Source organism: Gemmobacter lutimaris, from assembly GCF_003570715.1.
Lineage (GTDB): Bacteria > Pseudomonadota > Alphaproteobacteria > Rhodobacterales > Rhodobacteraceae > Gemmobacter > Gemmobacter lutimaris.
Genome location: NZ_QXXQ01000002.1, coordinates 439,493 through 455,031 on the forward strand (window position 1 = coordinate 439,493; position 15,539 = coordinate 455,031).

Consider the following 15,539-nt stretch of genomic DNA (forward strand, 5'->3'; position numbering starts at 1 on the left):
ATGCGCGGCGAAGGGGCGGCGGTCTGGGGGCTGGCGCTGGGGCAGACCCTGATCTATGCGGGGCTCTACTACGGTTTCGCCGCCCTGCTGCCCGACCTGCTGGTCGCAACGGGCTGGAGCAAGCAAATGCTCGCCGCCGGGCCGACGCTCGCCTTTCTGGTGACTGCGGTGCTGACCCCTTTCACCGGGCGGCTGGTGGACCGGGGGCTGGGCGGCGAAATGCTGATCCTGCTGCCAATCCTGGGTGCGCTGGGACTGGCCGGTGCCGGGTTCGCAGGCACGCCCGCCTTGTGGCTTGTCGGCTGGGCGGTGGTCGGGCTCGCGCAGGCAGGCAGCCTTTATGACACCTGCTTTGCCTTCATCACCCGCCGTCTTGGCGAAGGCGCCCGTATCGCCATCACCCGCGTCACGCTGGTCGCGGGCTTCGCCTCGACCCTTGCCTTTCCGCTGGGCCACTGGCTGGGGGCGCAATTCGGCGGCCGGGGCGGGCTGGCGGCATTGGCGCTGGTGGTTGCCATCGGGGCGGTGCCGGTAAACCTCTGGGCGGTGCGGCGGCTCCGTCGGCTGGAGCGCGCCGGAACGCCGCGCCGCGCGCCAACCGAGCCGGGCCTGCTGGCGGCCGCGCTGCGCCGTCCGCTGTTCTGGCTGATCGCGGTGCTGTTCGGCGTGACCATGCTGAACCATGGCATGCTGATCACTTATGCACTGGTGCTTTTCGCGGATCGCGGCGCGGCTGCCGGAACGGCCGTTCTGGCCGCAAGCTGCATCGGGCCGAGCCAGGTTGCGGGGCGGCTGATCCTGATGCTGAACGAGGCACGCATCGGCAACCTGGGCGCCATGCGTGCCTCTCTGGGGGCAATCGTGCTGGCGACGGGGGCGCTGTGGCTCGCGGGGGCGGCGCCCGGCCTGATCTTTGCCTTCGCGCTTTTGCAAGGCGCCGGGATCGGGCTGACCTCGATCCTGCGGCCGGTGCTGCTGGCGGAAAAGCTCGGCCGGCGCGGCTTCGGTGTGATCTCCGGGGCGGCTGCGGTGGCCCCGATCCTTGCTATCGCAGCCGCGCCCACAGCCGGGGCCGTCTTACTGAGCCTTGGCGGTGTGCCTGCCCTGCTTGCGGCCAGCACGGCGCTGACCCTGATCGCGCTGAGTCTCGGGGCATTGGTCATGCGACAGCCGTCGCAGTGAGTATTTAAGCAAGAAGCAAGAGCAAATTGCGACAAGGGAGTGGAAAACGGCCCGCCACCGCCGCGCAGCGGTCGAGCGCCGTTCTCCATCCCGATTACGGTTGCCTTTGCTTCTTGCCCAAATACTCAGATGCCGACAATGCAGCCGGGTTCAACCGATGGTGCGGCGCAGCAGATCCATCCAGTTCCCCCAGCACAACCGTTCGATCAGTGCGGTGCCATAGCCCGCGCGTTCCATCGCCGCGGTCAGGAGCGGCAGATCGGCAGCCGATTTCATCCAGCCGGGGATTGTCGTGCCGTCGAAATCCGATCCCAGCGCCACGCCGGTTTCGCCCAGCCGGGCGATCAGGTGGTCGAGGTGGCGGATCATCTGCTCGACCGGCATGTCGGGGTTTTTCACGCCGTCTTCCCTCAGGAAGCCCACGCCGAAATTCAGTCCGCAAAGCCCGCCGGTTTCGGCCATGGCGTCCAGTTGCCGGTCGGTCAGGTTGCGGGTTGCGGTGCACAGCGCATGTGCGGCGGAATGGGTGGACACGAGGGGTTTGCCGCTGACCTTCGCCACATCCCAGAACCCGGCCTCGTTCAGATGCGCGAGGTCCAGAAGCACACCCAGCCTGTCGCATTCGGCGACCAGCCGTTTGCCCGCATCCGTCAGGCCGGGGCCGGTATCGGGCGAGGCGGGGAAGTTGAAGGGGACGCCATGGCCGAAGATATTGTCGCGGCTCCAGACCGGGCCGAGGCTGCGCAGCCCGGCGGCATGCAGCACATGCAGTTCGTCCAGCCCGGCGCCGATACCCTCGCATCCTTCTACATGCAGGATAGCAGCGATGGCGCCCTCGGCGCGGGCCGTCTCGATCTCGGCCACGCTGCGGCAGAGGCGGAAGGCATCGGGGTGGTTTGCGGCCATACGGATCAGGATGGCCGCCTGTTCCATGGTGATGCGATGGGCCTTGGCGGTGTCAACCGGCGGGAAGGCGCGCAATGTGGCCATCGGGTCGGGCGCGTCCTGCGGTTCCCCCGGCACCCAGATGGCGAAGAACCCGCCCGCAAAGCCGCCCGCGCGGCAGGCCGCCAGCGAAATGTCGCCCTTGCGCCCGGTAAAGAAGCTTTCGCCGGAGGTATCTCCTTCGAACCACAGGCGCGACAACAGGTCGTTATGGCCGTCGAAAATGGCGAAACGGGTCATCGGTTGCTCCTTTTTCCGGCGTGCTGCGGGTCCGATCTGCCCATGTTTCAGGGCTGTTGACAAGCCCGGTGCAAAGTTGCCCAATCGGTCAGGATTTTCCGGCCGGGTTCGCCGGAATCGGCTTCATAACCAGAACAGGAACCAGGGAGTTCACCATGACGTTTGACCTGACCGCGCGCCGTTTCGGGCTTGCCGCAACCGCCGCGCTGATGCTGGGGGCGGCGCCTGTCGCGCTTCTGGCCGAGACACCGGCCGATGCGTTGGTGATTGCCGATGCGATTGACGACATCGTGTCGCTGGACCCGCAGGAGGCTTACGAGTTTTCGGGTCTCGATGTGGTGAACAACGTCTATGACGGTCTGGTGGAGCTGGACCCGTCGCAGCCGACCGGCCCGCAGCCGGGCCTTGCCGAAAGCTGGGAGGTGAGCGAGGACGGCAAGACCTTCACCTTCAAGATGAAGTCGGGCATTACCTTCAGCAGCGGCAATCCGGTGACGGCCGAGGATGCGGCCTTCTCGCTGCGCCGTGCGGTGAAGATCAACAAATCGCCCGCCTTCATCCTCAACCAGTTCGGCTGGACGGCCGAGAATGTGGACGAGATGGTGACGGCCGAGGGCGATACCGTGGTGCTGAAGGTCGATCAGCCCTATGCGCCGACCTTCCTCTACAACTGCCTGACCGCCGGTGTCGCCTCTGTCGTCGATATGAAGACGGTGATGGAGCATGAGGTCAACGGCGATATGGGCAACGAATGGCTGAAGACCAATTCGGCCGGCACCGGGGCCTTCATCCTGAAAAGCTACAAGCCGAACGAAGGTTACCTGCTGGAAGCGCGTCAGGGCCATTGGCGCGGCGATGCCAAGGTGAAATCGGTGTTCATGCGCCATGTGCCCGAGGCCGCGACCCAGCGTCTGCTGCTGGAGAAGGGCGATATCGACATCGCGCGTGAGCTGACGCCGGTGGACATTGAAGGCATCGCCGGAAATGCCGATCTGAAGATCCAGAAGGATGTCGGCGGGCAGATCTTCTATCTGTCGTTCAACCAGAAGAACGAGAATTACAAGAACGAGAAGTTCCTCGATGCGATGCGCTGGGCCATCGACTATCAGGGTCTGGCCGACACCGTGCTGAAGGGCAACATGGTGGTGCATCAGGCCTTCCTGCCGAAGGGCTATCTGGGCGCGCTGGAAGATACGCCCTACAGCCTTGACGTGGAAAAGGCGAAGGCGCTGCTGGCTGAAAGTGGCGTGCAGAACCCCAAGGTGGTCATGGATGTGCGCAACGCCGCCGACCGGATGGAAATGGCGCAGTCGATCCAGAACACCTTTGGTCAGGCCGGGATCGAGGTAGAGCTGAATATCGGCGAGGGGGCGGAGCAGTTGAAGCGTTACCGCGCGCGCCAGCATGATGCCACGCTGCAAAGCTGGGGCCCGGATTACCCGGACCCGCAAACCAATGCCGGGTCGTTCGCCTGGAACCCTGACAATGCCGACGAAGCCAAGGTCGGCACGCTGGCCTGGCGCAACGCCTATGATCCCGGCAAGCTGAACGACATGACCTCGGCCGCGGTGATGGAGCGGGACGGCGACAAACGGAAGGCGATGTATGAGGAAGAGCAGAAGCTTCACCGCGAAACCTCGCCCTTCATCGTGATGTTCCAGATCGGCTACAACTCGGCCATGCGCAGCAATGTCAGCGGCTTCTACACCGGCGGCGCCATCGACTCGGCTGCCTACTGGCTTGTGACCAAGTAAGATCATGCCCCCGGCCGCTCAGGCCGGGGGCTGCCTTGACATATGACCGTATCGCTTTCCTCCTCCCGCTGGATGGCCCGCCTGCGCGGCCTTGGCGGCGCGGCCTTTTCACTGGCCGTTACGCTGCTGGGGCTTCTGTTCGTCACCTTCATCATCAGCCGCGTCGTGCCCATCGACCCGGTGATCGCCATCGTGGGCGAACGCGCCTCGGAGGCGCAGATCGAGGCCGCGCGCGTGGCGCTGGGGCTGGACAAGCCCCTGTGGCAGCAATTCTTCATCTTCGTCGGCAATGCCTTGCAAGGTGACCTTGGCACCTCGATCCGCACGGGCGAGCCGGTGATTCAGGCTGTCGCGCGTGCCTTCCCGGCGACGCTGGAGCTTGCGACGCTGGCCACCATCCTCGGCGTCATCGCAGGGGTGCCTGCGGGTGTGCTTGCGGCGACGCGGCCGGGCAGTCTGGCCGACCATTTCGTGCGGCTGGTCGGGCTGATGGGCTATTCCATGCCGGTGTTCTGGCTGGGGCTGATCGGGCTTTTGCTGTTCTACGGCGTGCTGGGTTGGGTCGGCGGGCCGGGGCGGCTGGATGCGGCCTTCGACATGTTCTACGAATTCGAGGTGACGCCCTATACCGGCATGATCCTGATCGACACCGCGCTGGCCGGGCGATGGGACATGTTCGTCAATGCCATTTCCCATATCATTCTGCCCGCCGGGCTGCTGGGCTATGTCTCCATGGCCTATATCAGCCGGATGACCCGCAGTTTCATGATGAATGAACTGGGGCAGGAATATATCACCACCGCCCGGGTGAAGGGCATGCCGGAATGGCGGGTGATCTGGGTGCATGCCATGCGCAACGTCATGGTGCCGCTGATCACCGTCATCGCGCTGAGCTATGCCTATCTGCTGGAAGGTTCTGTGCTGACCGAGACGATCTTCGCATGGCCGGGCCTTGGCAGCTACATCACCGACGCGCTGCTGGTGAATGACATGCCCGCCGTGCTGGGCGGCACGGTCGTGGTGGGCGTGGCCTTCGTGGTGCTGAACCTTGTTTCCGACCTGCTGTATCGGCTGGTCGATCCGCGTGCGAGGTAAGGCGATGACCACATTGACCCAATGGCTGCGCGACCCGAACCCGACCTCGCGGCGGCAGGCGAAGCTTGGCCAGTTGTGGCTGGGCTGGCTGCGTCTGAAACGCAACCCGCTGGCCATGGCCGGGCTGGTCATCATCGGGCTTTTGCTGGTGATCGCGGCTTTCGCGCCGGTGCTGGCGACCCATGACCCGATCGCACAGAACCTGCAAAACCGCCTGCAACCGCCGCTGACGCCGGGGCACTGGCTGGGCACCGACGACTTCGGCCGCGATATCTGGAGCCGGATTGTCTATGGCTCGCGCATCACGCTTTACATCATCGCGCTGGTGGCGGTGACGGCGCCCTTGATTGGCCTCATGGTCGGCACGGTCGCGGGCTATTTCGGCGGCTGGGTCGATGCGGTGCTGATGCGGCTGACAGACATCTTCCTCGCCTTCCCGCGTCTGATCCTCGCACTGGCGCTGGTTGCGGTGCTGGGGCCGGGGATCGAAAATGCGGTGCTGGCCATCGCGCTGACCGCATGGCCGCCCTATGCCCGCGTCGCCCGGGCCGAAACGCTGACCGTGCGCAATTCCGACTATATCGCGGCCGTGCGCCTGCAAGGGGCGGGCGCGGGGCGGATCATCTGGGGCCATATCGTGCCGATGTGCCTGCCTTCGGTCATCATCCGGGTGACGCTGGACATGGCCGGGGTGATCCTGATTGCCGCCGGTCTGGGCTTCCTTGGCCTTGGCGCACAACCGCCCTTGTCGGAATGGGGTCTGATGATCAGCGCGGGCCGCAAATACCTGTTCGAACAATGGTGGGTCGCCACCATGCCGGGCCTTGCCATCTTCATCGTCAGCCTTGGCTTCAACCTGCTGGGCGATGGCTTGCGTGATGTGCTGGACCCGAGGAGTGCCGCGAAATGACGCTGCTGTCGGTGAAGAACCTGCGCGTGACCTTCGAGACCGAAACCGGGCCGGTGGAGGCCGTGCGCGGTGTCTCGTTCAGCCTCGGGCGGGAACGGCTGGGCATCGTCGGGGAAAGCGGCTCGGGCAAGACGATGACCGGGCGGTCGGTTCTGCGGCTGATCCGACCGCCGGGGCGGATCGAGGCGGACGAGATGCGCTTTGACGGGCAAGACCTGATGCGCCTCACGGAACGCGAGATGCGTGCCCTGCGCGGCCCCCGCATCGCCATGGTGATGCAGGACCCGAAATACAGCCTCAACCCGGTGATGCGGGTGGGCGAGCAGTTGATGGAGGGGCTGCGCAAGCGCGACCGGCTGAGCCGACCGCAGGCCCGCGCCAAGGCCATCGCCGCGCTGGAGGCGGTGCAGATCCGCGACCCGGAACGGGTGATGGAGGCTTATCCGCATGAACTGTCCGGCGGGATGGGCCAGCGGGTGATGATTGCCATGATGCTGATCCCGAACCCCGATCTGCTGATCGCGGATGAGCCGACCAGCGCGCTGGATGTCACGGTGCAGGCCGAGGTTCTGAAGATCCTTGACGATCTGGTGCGCAGCCGGGGCATGGGGCTGATCTTCATCAGCCACGACCTGCGGCTGGTGGCGCGGTTCTGCGACCGGGTGCTGGTGATGTACAAGGGCCGGGTGGTCGAGGAACTGGCGGCAGGGGATCTGTTGAACGCGAAGCATCCCTATACGCAGGGTCTGCTGAACTGCCTGCCGCGCATCGGCGGCGACCGGGGCCCTCTGCCGGGGCTGGACCGCGATGCCGCATGGGCGAAGGAAGCCTGAGATGAGCCTGATCGAGATCGACGACCTTTCGGTCACCTTCACCGCGCAGGGCCGCGAGGTACGCGCGGTGCAGGGCGTCAGCCTGCGCGTCGATGTGCGCGAAAGTTTCGGGCTGGTCGGCGAAAGCGGTTCGGGCAAATCCACCATCCTGCGGGCGATCTGCGGCCTTGCGCCGGTGTCGGGCGGCAGTATCCGCATCGGTGGCGAGGTGCTGCGCCACGACCGCGCCTTTGCCCGTCGAGTGCAGATGGTTTTTCAGGACCCCTACGCCAGCCTGCACCCGAGGCACACGCTGGACCGCACGCTGTCGGAGCCGCTGGCCATTCATGGCATTGGCGGCGCGGATCAGCGGGTGATGCGGGCGCTGGAGGATGTGGGCCTGCCGTCCAGCTTTCGCTTCCGCTATCCGCATCAGCTTTCGGGCGGGCAGCGCCAGCGCGTCGCCATCGCCCGCGCGCTGATGCTGGAACCGGAAATCCTGCTTTTGGACGAGCCGACCTCCGCGCTGGATGCCAGCGTTCAGGCCGAGGTGCTGAACCTGCTGGCGCGGCTGCGGGCGGAACGGGGGCTGACCTTCCTGATGGTCAGCCATGACCTCGCCGTGATCGACCATATGTGCGACCGGGTGCTGGTAATGCAGCACGGCCGCGCGGTGGAGGAGTTGACGCGCGCGGAACTGGCCGGAGCGCGGATGCAGACCGATTACGCCCGCAGCCTGTTCGAGGCCAGCGCCGACCGGCTGATGGGGTAGGGGGCCAATGGCCCCCTTTCCGGTTCAGCCCCGCGCGGGGATTTTCATGCCGCGCTGCACGGCCGGGCGGGCAAGGAAACGCTCCAGATAGGCGGGCACGTTCTTCAAATCGTCCCAGCCGGCGATTCCGGCAGCCTTGTAGAAGTTCAGCAGCGTGTTGAGCCAGGGACAGATCGCAATATCGGCGATCGAGAACTCGCCTGCGATCCAGTCGCGCCCCTCCAGCGCACCATCCAGCACCTTCAGCAGCCGTGCCGCCTCGGCGCGGTAGCGTTCCTTCGGGCGGGGATCGTCGATCTCTTTCCCCGCGAAATGGTGGAAAAAGCCCAACTGGCCGAACATCGGCCCAAGCCCGCCCATCTGGAACATCAGCCATTGCAGCACCTCGTAACGGCGGTCCTGCGGCAGCAGCTTGCCCGATTTCTCGGCCAGATAGATCAGGATGGCGCCGCTTTCGAACAGTGGCAGGGGCGTGCCGCCGGGGCCGTTCGGATCAAGGATCGCGGGGATCTTGTTGTTGGGGTTGAGGCTCAGGAATTCCGGGCTGAACTGGTCATTGGTGCCGAAATCAACCAGATGCGCCTCGTAATCGAGGCCCATTTCCTCCAGCGCGATGGAAACCTTGACCCCGTTCGGCGTGGTCAGGGAGTAAAGCTGGATCGCCTCGGGGCGGGTGGCGGGCCAGCGGCGGGTAATCGGGAAACCGGCAAGCGTCATATGGCAGCCTTTCTGTTGCGCTGTGACAGAGGTAAGCCCAATTTCCCCATCACAAAACCCATATGGATGTGCGATAGTGCGCCTACGTCTGTGCGGGCAGACGCCGGAAACATGGCGCCATGTGAAGCGCCAGCCGGTCAGGTCACAAGAAGGGACTGGGTAATGCTTAATGAATTCAAGGCGTTCATCGCAAAAGGCAATGTGGTGGACCTTGCGGTCGGTATCATCATCGGCGCGGCCTTTACCGCCATCGTCAACTCGCTGGTAGCGGATCTGATCAACCCGATCATCGGCGTGGTCACCGGGGGGATCGACTTCTCGAACCTGTTCATCAATCTGGGCGATGGCGATTATACCTCGCTTGCCGCCGCGAAAGAGGCTGGCGCACCTGTCTTCGCCTATGGCTCGTTCATCACCGCCATCATCAACTTCCTGATCATCGCCTGGGTGGTGTTCCTGATCGTGAAGGCCGTGAACCGCCTGAAAGAGGCGACCGCCCGCAAGGAAGAAGCCGCCGCCGCTGCCGCACCGGCAGGCCCGAGCGAGCTGGATGTTCTGCTGGAAATCCGCGACGCGCTGAAAAAGTGATTGCGTGAAATTCAAAAGCCCCCCGCATCGGCGGGGGGCTTTTTCGTGTCGGAATGTCCGGTTCTTACAGGTCCAGCGCCTCGGCGGCGGTGATCGTCGGCAGGCCGAGCGCGGTGCCAACCGCGGCATAGGTCAGCTTGCCCTTGTGGGTGTTCAGCCCGGCCAGCAGATGCCTGTCTTCGGCGCAGGCGCGTTTCCAGCCCTTGTCGGCCAGTGCCAGCATGAAGGGCATGGTGGCATTGCCAAGTGCCTGGGTCGAGGTGCGGGCAACCGCGCCGGGCATGTTGGCGACGCAGTAATGCATGATGCCATCGACTTCGTAGATCGGGTCCTGATGCGTCGTGGCGTGTGAGGTCTCGAAGCAACCGCCCTGGTCGATGGCCACATCCACCAGCGCCGCGCCCGGCTTCAACTCGGCCAGTTGCGCGCGGGAAATCAGCTTGGGCGCCGCCGCACCGGGGATCAGAACCGCCCCGATGATCAGATCAGCCTCGCGCGCCAGCGCGATGGTATTGGCCGCGCTGGCATAGGCGTTCTTGAAATCACGCCCGAACACATCGTCCAGATAGCGCAGCCGGTTCACCGAACGGTCGATCACCGTGACATCGGCGCCCATTCCGGCGGCGATTTTGGCCGCATGGGTGCCGACCACCCCGCCGCCGATGACCAGCACCTTGCCCGGCAGCACACCCGGCACACCGCCCAGCAGCACACCGCGCCCGCCATTGGCTTTTTGCAGCGTCCAGGCGCCAACCTGTGGCGCCAGACGCCCGGCGACCTCGGACATCGGGGCCAGCAGCGGCAGCCCGCCACGATCATCGGTCACGGTTTCATAGGCAATTGCGGTCACGCCGCTGTCCAGCAGGTCTTTGGTCTGGGCCGGATCCGGCGCCAGATGCAGATAGGTGAACAGCACCTGACCCTTGCGCAGGCGCTTGCGCTCCACCGCCTGCGGCTCTTTCACCTTCACGATCATATCGGCTTGGGCAAAGACCTCTTCCGCCGTGCCGAGGATGGTGGCGCCTGCCGCCACATAATCCGCATCGGAAAACCCGGCTCCGGCGCCTGCATTGGTTTCGACCATGACGCCATGGCCGTGATTTACCGCCTCTTTTACCGCGTCGGGAGTCATCCCGACGCGAAATTCCTGCGGTTTGATTTCTTTCGGGCAACCGATCTTCATGTGTCTCACTCCCTGAACGCCGCTTGTCGTGGGCATCCCCGCGCGGCCTGTGCCTTCCAGCCTGCCGCAGAATCCAGGGAAGAAGTTGCTTTTCCGGCTGCATCCTGCCAGATGCTGTGCAAGAATGTAGAACGAAACAGGCTAACAACCGAAGAAATCTTCGAAACCATGGAACTTGACGCAACAGACCGCCGCATTCTTGCTGCATTGCAGAAAGATGGCCGCATCACCAATGCTGAACTGTCGGAACAGGTGCATCTGTCGGCCTCGGCCTGCCACCGCCGGGTGCAGCGGTTGGAAGAGGAGGGGTTCATCGCGGGCTATGTCGCGCTGCTGGACCCGCGCCGCCTTGGCCGCCCGACCACGGTGTTCGTGGAAATTACCCTGCAAGGGCAGGCCGACGAATTGCTGGACGCCTTTGAACGCCAGGTCGCGCGTATCCCCGACATTCTTGAATGTCACCTGATGGCGGGCAGCGCCGATTACCTGTTGAAGATCGTGGCCGAGGATACCGAGGATTTTGCGCGCATCCATCGCCAATACCTCAGCCGCCTGCCGGGCGTGGCGCAGATGCAAAGCTCCTTTGCGCTGCGCACGGTGGTCAAGACCACGGCCTATTCGGTTTGACGCCTCGAAAATTGAAAAACCCCCGGCCATGGCGCGGGGGTTCCTCGAAAGGCGGGTTACCCCGCCCAGAGTTCAGACACGTCTCTCAGAGAGCGCCTTCACGTTGAGCCTTCTTGCGCGCGAGCTTGCGCGCACGGCGGATCGCTTCGGCTTGCTCACGGGCTTTCTTGACCGACGGCTTCTCGAAATGCTGCTTGAGCTTCATTTCGCGGAACACGCCTTCGCGCTGGAGCTTTTTCTTCAGGGCGCGGAGCGCCTGTTCGACGTTGTTGTCACGAACGCTGACCTGCATGTGGTTGTCACCACCTTCCTAAGCTAGAGTTGCACTGATGTGCAGGCCTGCGGGCCATAGCAAAAGCCGCGCGACTTGTCTACCTTCCGACGGGAAAGGAGCCGCCATGACCGAGGAAAACCCGCTGAATGCCGCCCGCGAGGCGGTGATCGGGGCCGCGCTGGCCCATGTGCCCTTTGATGGCTGGTCTGAAACCACGCTGAAGGCCGCCTTGGCCGATTCGGGGGTGGAACCCGCGCTGGGGGCTGCGCTGTTCCCCCGCGGGGCGCTGGATCTGGCGCTGGCCTATCACCGGCAGGGCGATACCCGCATGATGGAGGCGCTGGCCGCGACGGACCTTGATGCCCTGCGCATCCGTGACCGCATTGCCAGCGCCGTGATGACCCGGCTCGATCTGGTCGAGGACAAGGAACTTGTGCGCCGGGGCAGCACCTTCTTTGCCCTGCCGCAGAACGCGACCGAAGGCGCGCGGGCGATCTGGGGCACGGCGGATGCGATCTGGACCGCGCTGGGCGATACCTCGGACGATGTGAACTGGTATTCCAAGCGCGCCACGCTGTCGGCCGTCTATTCCGCCACGGTGCTGTATTGGCTTGGCGATGATAGCCCCGACCATGAGGCCACGCGCGATTTCCTTGACCGCCGCATTGGCGATGTCATGCAGTTCGAGAAGATGAAGGCGGCGGTGCGCTCCAATCTGCTGGGCAAGGCGCTGCTCGCCGGGCCGATGAAACTGATGGGGCAGATCAGGGCACCGCGCGCGCCTGCGGATCTGCCGGGAAGCTTGAAGGACAGGACATGACGCTACCGCCCCCCCATGTGATGACGGCAATCGAGATTTCCGAACCCGGCGGGCCGGAGGTTCTGCGGCCGGTCGAGGTGACGGTGCCGGTGCCGGGCCATGGCGAAATTCTGATCCGGGTGGCCTATGCCGGGGTGAACCGCCCCGACGCGCTGCAACGGGCCGGGCTTTACGCGCCGCCCCCCACCGCCTCGCCCCTGCCGGGGCTGGAGGCTTCGGGCTGGGTGGCCGCCGTTGGCCCCGGTGTGACGAAATGGCAGGAAGGCGACCGCGTAACCGCGCTGCTGCCCGGGGGCGGTTACGCCGAATATGCCGTGACGCCGGAAGACCACGCCCTGCCGGTGCCCGAGGGCATCGGGTTGAAAGAAGCCGCCTGCCTGCCCGAAACCTGCTATACCGTCTGGTCCAACGTCATGCTGCGCGGCGGCCTGCGCGCGGGCGAGCGGTTTCTGGTTCATGGCGGGGCCTCGGGCATCGGGACGACGGCGATCCAGATGGCTCGCGCTCTGGGTGCCCGTGTTTTCGCCACCGCAGGCAGCCCCGAGAAATGCGCTGCCTGTGAGGCGCTGGGGGCCGAGAAAGCGGTGAATTACCACGAAGAGGATTTTGTGAAGGTGATGAAGGCCGAAGGCGGCGCGCATGTCATTCTTGACATGGTGGGTGGCGATTACATCCAGCGCAACGTCAAGGCGCTGGCCGATGAGGGTCGGCTGGTGCAGATTGCTTTCCTCAAGGGATCGAAGGCGGAGCTGAACTTCGCCGAGGTGATGATGCGGCGGCTGACGATCACGGGGTCAACCCTGCGGCCGCAAAGCGATCTGGCCAAGGCGCGCTATGCCCGCCACCTTGCGAAACACGTCTGGCCCATGGTGGAACGCGGCACGCTGCGCCCGGTGATCGACAGTGAATTCGCGCTGGTGGATGCCGCCAAGGCGCATCACCGGATCGAAAGCTCCGGCCATATTGGAAAGATCGTGCTCAAGGTCGCGTAAGGGCAACCGGACATGCAAAAGGGGCGCCGCGGGCGCCCCTTTTCGTTGGGTTTGTGCAGCTTACTTGCGCAGCGTGCCGCCGGTCGCCTTGGCGACCTTCTCGACGATCTTGGCCGAGACCGCTTCGATATCCTTGTCGGTCAGCGTGGCGTCCTGTGGTTGCAGGCGCACGGTGATGGCGAGCGATTTCTTGCCCGCACCCATTTGCGCCTCGGCCTTTTCGCCGGTGAACTGGTCGAAGACGCGCACGCTTTCGATCAGCGCCTTGTCGGAACCGGCGGCGGCATTGACCAGCGTCAGCGCCTCGACGCCCGCATCCACCACAAAGGCGAAATCGCGTTCCACCGCTTGCAGGTCCGAAATCGACAGTGCCGGGCGGGTCGGCGTCTTGACCTTGGGTTGCGGCACATTGGCGACCTGCACGGTGAAGGCCACGGCCGGGCCTTTCACGTCAAAGGCTTGCAGGATGCGCGGATGCACCTCGCCGAACGTGCACAGCACATTCGGCCCCAGCCCGATCACGCCCGACCGGCCGGGATGGAACCAGCCCGGCACCTTGCGGCTGATCTGCACCTTGGCCGGCGCGCCGATGGCCGCCAGCACGGCCTCGGCATCGGATTTGGCGTCAAACACATCGACCGGGCGGCGCGAGCCATAGGGATCGCGCGGCGCCGAAGACCCGATCAGGAGGCCGGTTGCCACGGTCGCCTGTTCGCCGGGTTCGCCGCCTGAAAACACCGGGCCAACCTCGAACAGCGCGAGATCCACGAAACCCCGCGCCTGATTGCGGGCCGCTGCGCGCAGCAGGCCCGGCAGCAGGTCAGGACGCAGATGCGTCATTTCCGACGAGATCGGATTGTCCACCTTCACCGCATCGGCGCCGCCCCCAAAGGCCGCCGCTGCCGTCTGGTCGATGAAGCTGTAGGTCACGCATTCATTATAGCCCAGCGCCGCAATGGTGCGGCGCGCGGCCTTTTCGCGGGTTTGCAGCGGGGTCAGGATCGGCTTTGGCACGCCCGGCAGGGCGCGGGCCATCGGCTTGCCCACCAGTTTCGACAGCGAGGCGACGCGCGCGACCTCTTCCACCAGATCGGCTTCGCCCTGCACATCGGGGCGCCACGACGGCGGGGCGGCCTGATCGCCGGTCAGGGTGAAGCCCAAAGCCGCCAGCGTGGCGCGCTGATCAGCCTCGGGGATTTCCATCCCGACAAGGCTTTCGACACGCTTCGCATCGAAGCGATAGCTGCGCGCGGTATCCGGCACGGCGCCATCGACCACGATTTCCGACGCCTCGCCGCCGCAGAGATCAAGAATCATCTGCGTCGCCAGTTCCAGCCCCGGAAGGGTGAAGGCCGGGTCCACGCCGCGTTCGAACCGATAGCGCGCCTCCGAATTGATCTTCAGCGCGCGGCCGGTGGTGGCAATGGTGATCGGGTCCCAGAAGGCGGATTCGAGGAACACATCCACCGTGTCCTCGGTGCAGCCCGACAGCTCTCCCCCCATGATGCCGGCAAGGCTTTCGGGTTGGGCGTCGTCGGAAATCAGCATCATGCCGGGTTTCAGCGTATAGGTCTTGCCGTCCAGCGCCAGCAGCTCTTCGCCGCCCGCCGCCGGATGGATGCGCAGATCGCCCTTCACCTTGGCCACGTCAAACACGTGCAGCGGGCGGTTCAGCCCGAAGGTGAAATAGTTGGTAATGTCAACCAGCGCCGAGATCGGCCGCAGCCCGATCGCCTTCAGCCGCGCCTGCATCCAGTCGGGCGAGGGGCCGTTCTTCACGCCGCGAATGGTGCGGCCCGCAAACAACGGGCACCCCTTGGCTTTCAGGCTGTCGTCGATTTTTACACCGACGGGCGAGGCGAAGCTGCCCTTGATCGCCGGAATGTCTAGGGCTTTCAGCGTGCCAAGCCCCCGCGCCGCCAGATCGCGGGCAAGGCCACGCACACCCAGCCCGTCGGGGCGGTTGGGCGTGATCTTCACATAGATCATCGGGTCATTGACGCCCTTCCAGTCGATGAAGCGCACGCCCACCGGCGCATCCTCGGGCAGGTCGATGATGCCGTTGTGATCGTCCGACAATTCCAGCTCGCGTTCCGAACACAGCATGCCGTTGCTGTCAACGCCGCGGATATTGCCCGGTTTCAGGTCCACCCCGGTGCCGGGAACATGGGTGCCGGTGGGGGCGAACACGCCCACGAGGCCGGTGCGCGCATTCGGCGCGCCGCAGACCACCTGCACCTCCTCCATCGCGCCTTCCGGCCCGTTCGGCCAGGTAGCGACGCGGCAGACGCGCAGTCGGTCGGCATTGGGGTGCTGCACCGCCTCGATCACGCGGCAGATGCGGAAGGCGCCCAGCTTGTCCTCGGGGTTCTCGACCTCCTCGACCTCATGGCCGAGATCGGTGAGCGCGGTCAGGATCTCGTCCAGCGTCGCGCTGGTTTCAAGATGATCCTTCAGCCAGGACAGGGTGAATTTCATGGCACGCCTCTTGATTTTCGCGCCTTGGCCTTAGCGCATCGCGGCGCGAAGGGGAAGGGTGCCGAGCGGAGGGTTTCCGCGCTGGAAACGGGCTGTCCATTGCGTGGAGCGGTGTTGTTAATGATTGTGGTTAAAATGTGGTGTAATCGG

At 64.9% G+C, this 15,539-nt stretch carries 15 protein-coding genes; 10 read left to right on the forward strand and 5 right to left on the reverse strand.

Annotation, left to right across the window (positions count from 1 at the left end; genetic code table 11):
• Positions 1 to 1,182 (forward strand): MFS transporter, encoded by a 1,182-nt coding sequence (locus D2N39_RS05285; RefSeq protein WP_119133718.1) that lies wholly within the window; start codon positions 1 to 3, stop codon positions 1,180 to 1,182.
• Between the two features lie 150 nt (positions 1,183 to 1,332).
• Here the strand turns inward: D2N39_RS05285 and D2N39_RS05290 are convergent, their stop codons facing one another.
• On the reverse strand, positions 1,333 to 2,367 hold the full coding sequence (locus tag D2N39_RS05290) for a dipeptidase (RefSeq protein ID WP_119133719.1): 1,035 nt from the start codon (positions 2,365 to 2,367) through the stop codon (positions 1,333 to 1,335).
• Between the two features lie 155 nt (positions 2,368 to 2,522).
• Here D2N39_RS05290 and D2N39_RS05295 point away from each other — a divergent pair, with 155 nt between their 5' ends.
• Genes D2N39_RS05295 through D2N39_RS05315 form a run of 5 tightly spaced genes read left to right on the forward strand, consistent with a single transcriptional unit; the run spans position 2,523 to position 7,710 of the window.
• A complete protein-coding gene (locus D2N39_RS05295) occupies positions 2,523 to 4,121 on the forward strand; it encodes an ABC transporter substrate-binding protein (RefSeq protein ID WP_119133720.1) in 1,599 nt (532 codons plus the stop codon).
• Between the two features lie 42 nt (positions 4,122 to 4,163).
• Positions 4,164 to 5,216, forward strand: coding sequence for an ABC transporter permease (locus D2N39_RS05300; protein WP_119133721.1), 1,053 nt, complete (start codon positions 4,164 to 4,166; stop codon positions 5,214 to 5,216).
• 4 nt (positions 5,217 to 5,220) lie between these two features.
• Complete coding sequence (gene nikC, locus D2N39_RS05305) at positions 5,221 to 6,126, forward strand: nickel transporter permease (RefSeq protein ID WP_119133722.1); 906 nt, start codon at positions 5,221 to 5,223, stop codon at positions 6,124 to 6,126.
• Complete coding sequence (locus tag D2N39_RS05310; protein WP_119133723.1) at positions 6,123 to 6,959, forward strand: ABC transporter ATP-binding protein; 837 nt, start codon at positions 6,123 to 6,125, stop codon at positions 6,957 to 6,959. The genes nikC and D2N39_RS05310 overlap by 4 nt, the downstream gene beginning before the upstream one ends.
• Position 6,960: 1 nt before the next feature.
• Positions 6,961 to 7,710, forward strand: coding sequence for an ABC transporter ATP-binding protein (locus D2N39_RS05315; RefSeq protein ID WP_119133724.1), 750 nt, complete (start codon positions 6,961 to 6,963; stop codon positions 7,708 to 7,710).
• A 24-nt stretch (positions 7,711 to 7,734) separates the two neighbouring features.
• Here the strand turns inward: D2N39_RS05315 and D2N39_RS05320 are convergent, their stop codons facing one another.
• Positions 7,735 to 8,427 (reverse strand): glutathione S-transferase family protein, encoded by a 693-nt coding sequence (locus D2N39_RS05320; RefSeq protein ID WP_119133725.1) that lies wholly within the window; start codon positions 8,425 to 8,427, stop codon positions 7,735 to 7,737.
• A gap of 162 nt (positions 8,428 to 8,589) precedes the next feature.
• On the opposite strand from D2N39_RS05320, the gene mscL reads away from it, so the two are divergent.
• Positions 8,590 to 9,015, forward strand: coding sequence for a large conductance mechanosensitive channel protein MscL (gene mscL / locus D2N39_RS05325; protein ID WP_119133726.1), 426 nt, complete (start codon positions 8,590 to 8,592; stop codon positions 9,013 to 9,015).
• 64 nt (positions 9,016 to 9,079) lie between these two features.
• Here the strand turns inward: mscL and ald are convergent, their stop codons facing one another.
• Positions 9,080 to 10,198 (reverse strand): alanine dehydrogenase, encoded by a 1,119-nt coding sequence (gene ald, locus D2N39_RS05330; protein ID WP_119133727.1) that lies wholly within the window; start codon positions 10,196 to 10,198, stop codon positions 9,080 to 9,082.
• Between the two features lie 168 nt (positions 10,199 to 10,366).
• Between ald and D2N39_RS05335 the strand changes: the two genes are divergently transcribed.
• Positions 10,367 to 10,825 (forward strand): Lrp/AsnC family transcriptional regulator, encoded by a 459-nt coding sequence (locus D2N39_RS05335; protein WP_054302526.1) that lies wholly within the window; start codon positions 10,367 to 10,369, stop codon positions 10,823 to 10,825.
• Between the two features lie 85 nt (positions 10,826 to 10,910).
• On the opposite strand, the gene rpsU is transcribed toward D2N39_RS05335, so the two are convergent.
• Entirely contained in the window at positions 10,911 to 11,117 is a 207-nt protein-coding gene (rpsU, locus tag D2N39_RS05340; protein WP_082400860.1) for a 30S ribosomal protein S21, read from the reverse strand.
• Positions 11,118 to 11,223: 106 nt separating this feature from the next.
• Here rpsU and D2N39_RS05345 point away from each other — a divergent pair, with 106 nt between their 5' ends.
• A complete protein-coding gene (locus D2N39_RS05345) occupies positions 11,224 to 11,919 on the forward strand; it encodes a COQ9 family protein (protein ID WP_119133728.1) in 696 nt (231 codons plus the stop codon).
• The gene (locus D2N39_RS05350) at positions 11,916 to 12,911 is read left to right on the forward strand and encodes an NAD(P)H-quinone oxidoreductase (protein WP_170120544.1); all 996 of its coding nucleotides are present in this window, start codon (positions 11,916 to 11,918) and stop codon (positions 12,909 to 12,911) included. Before D2N39_RS05345 ends, D2N39_RS05350 begins: the two co-directional genes overlap by 4 nt.
• 60 nt (positions 12,912 to 12,971) lie before the next feature.
• On the opposite strand, the gene pheT is transcribed toward D2N39_RS05350, so the two are convergent.
• The gene (gene pheT, locus D2N39_RS05355) at positions 12,972 to 15,389 is read right to left on the reverse strand and encodes a phenylalanine--tRNA ligase subunit beta (protein WP_119133729.1); all 2,418 of its coding nucleotides are present in this window, start codon (positions 15,387 to 15,389) and stop codon (positions 12,972 to 12,974) included.
• Positions 15,390 to 15,539 lie beyond the last annotated feature (150 nt).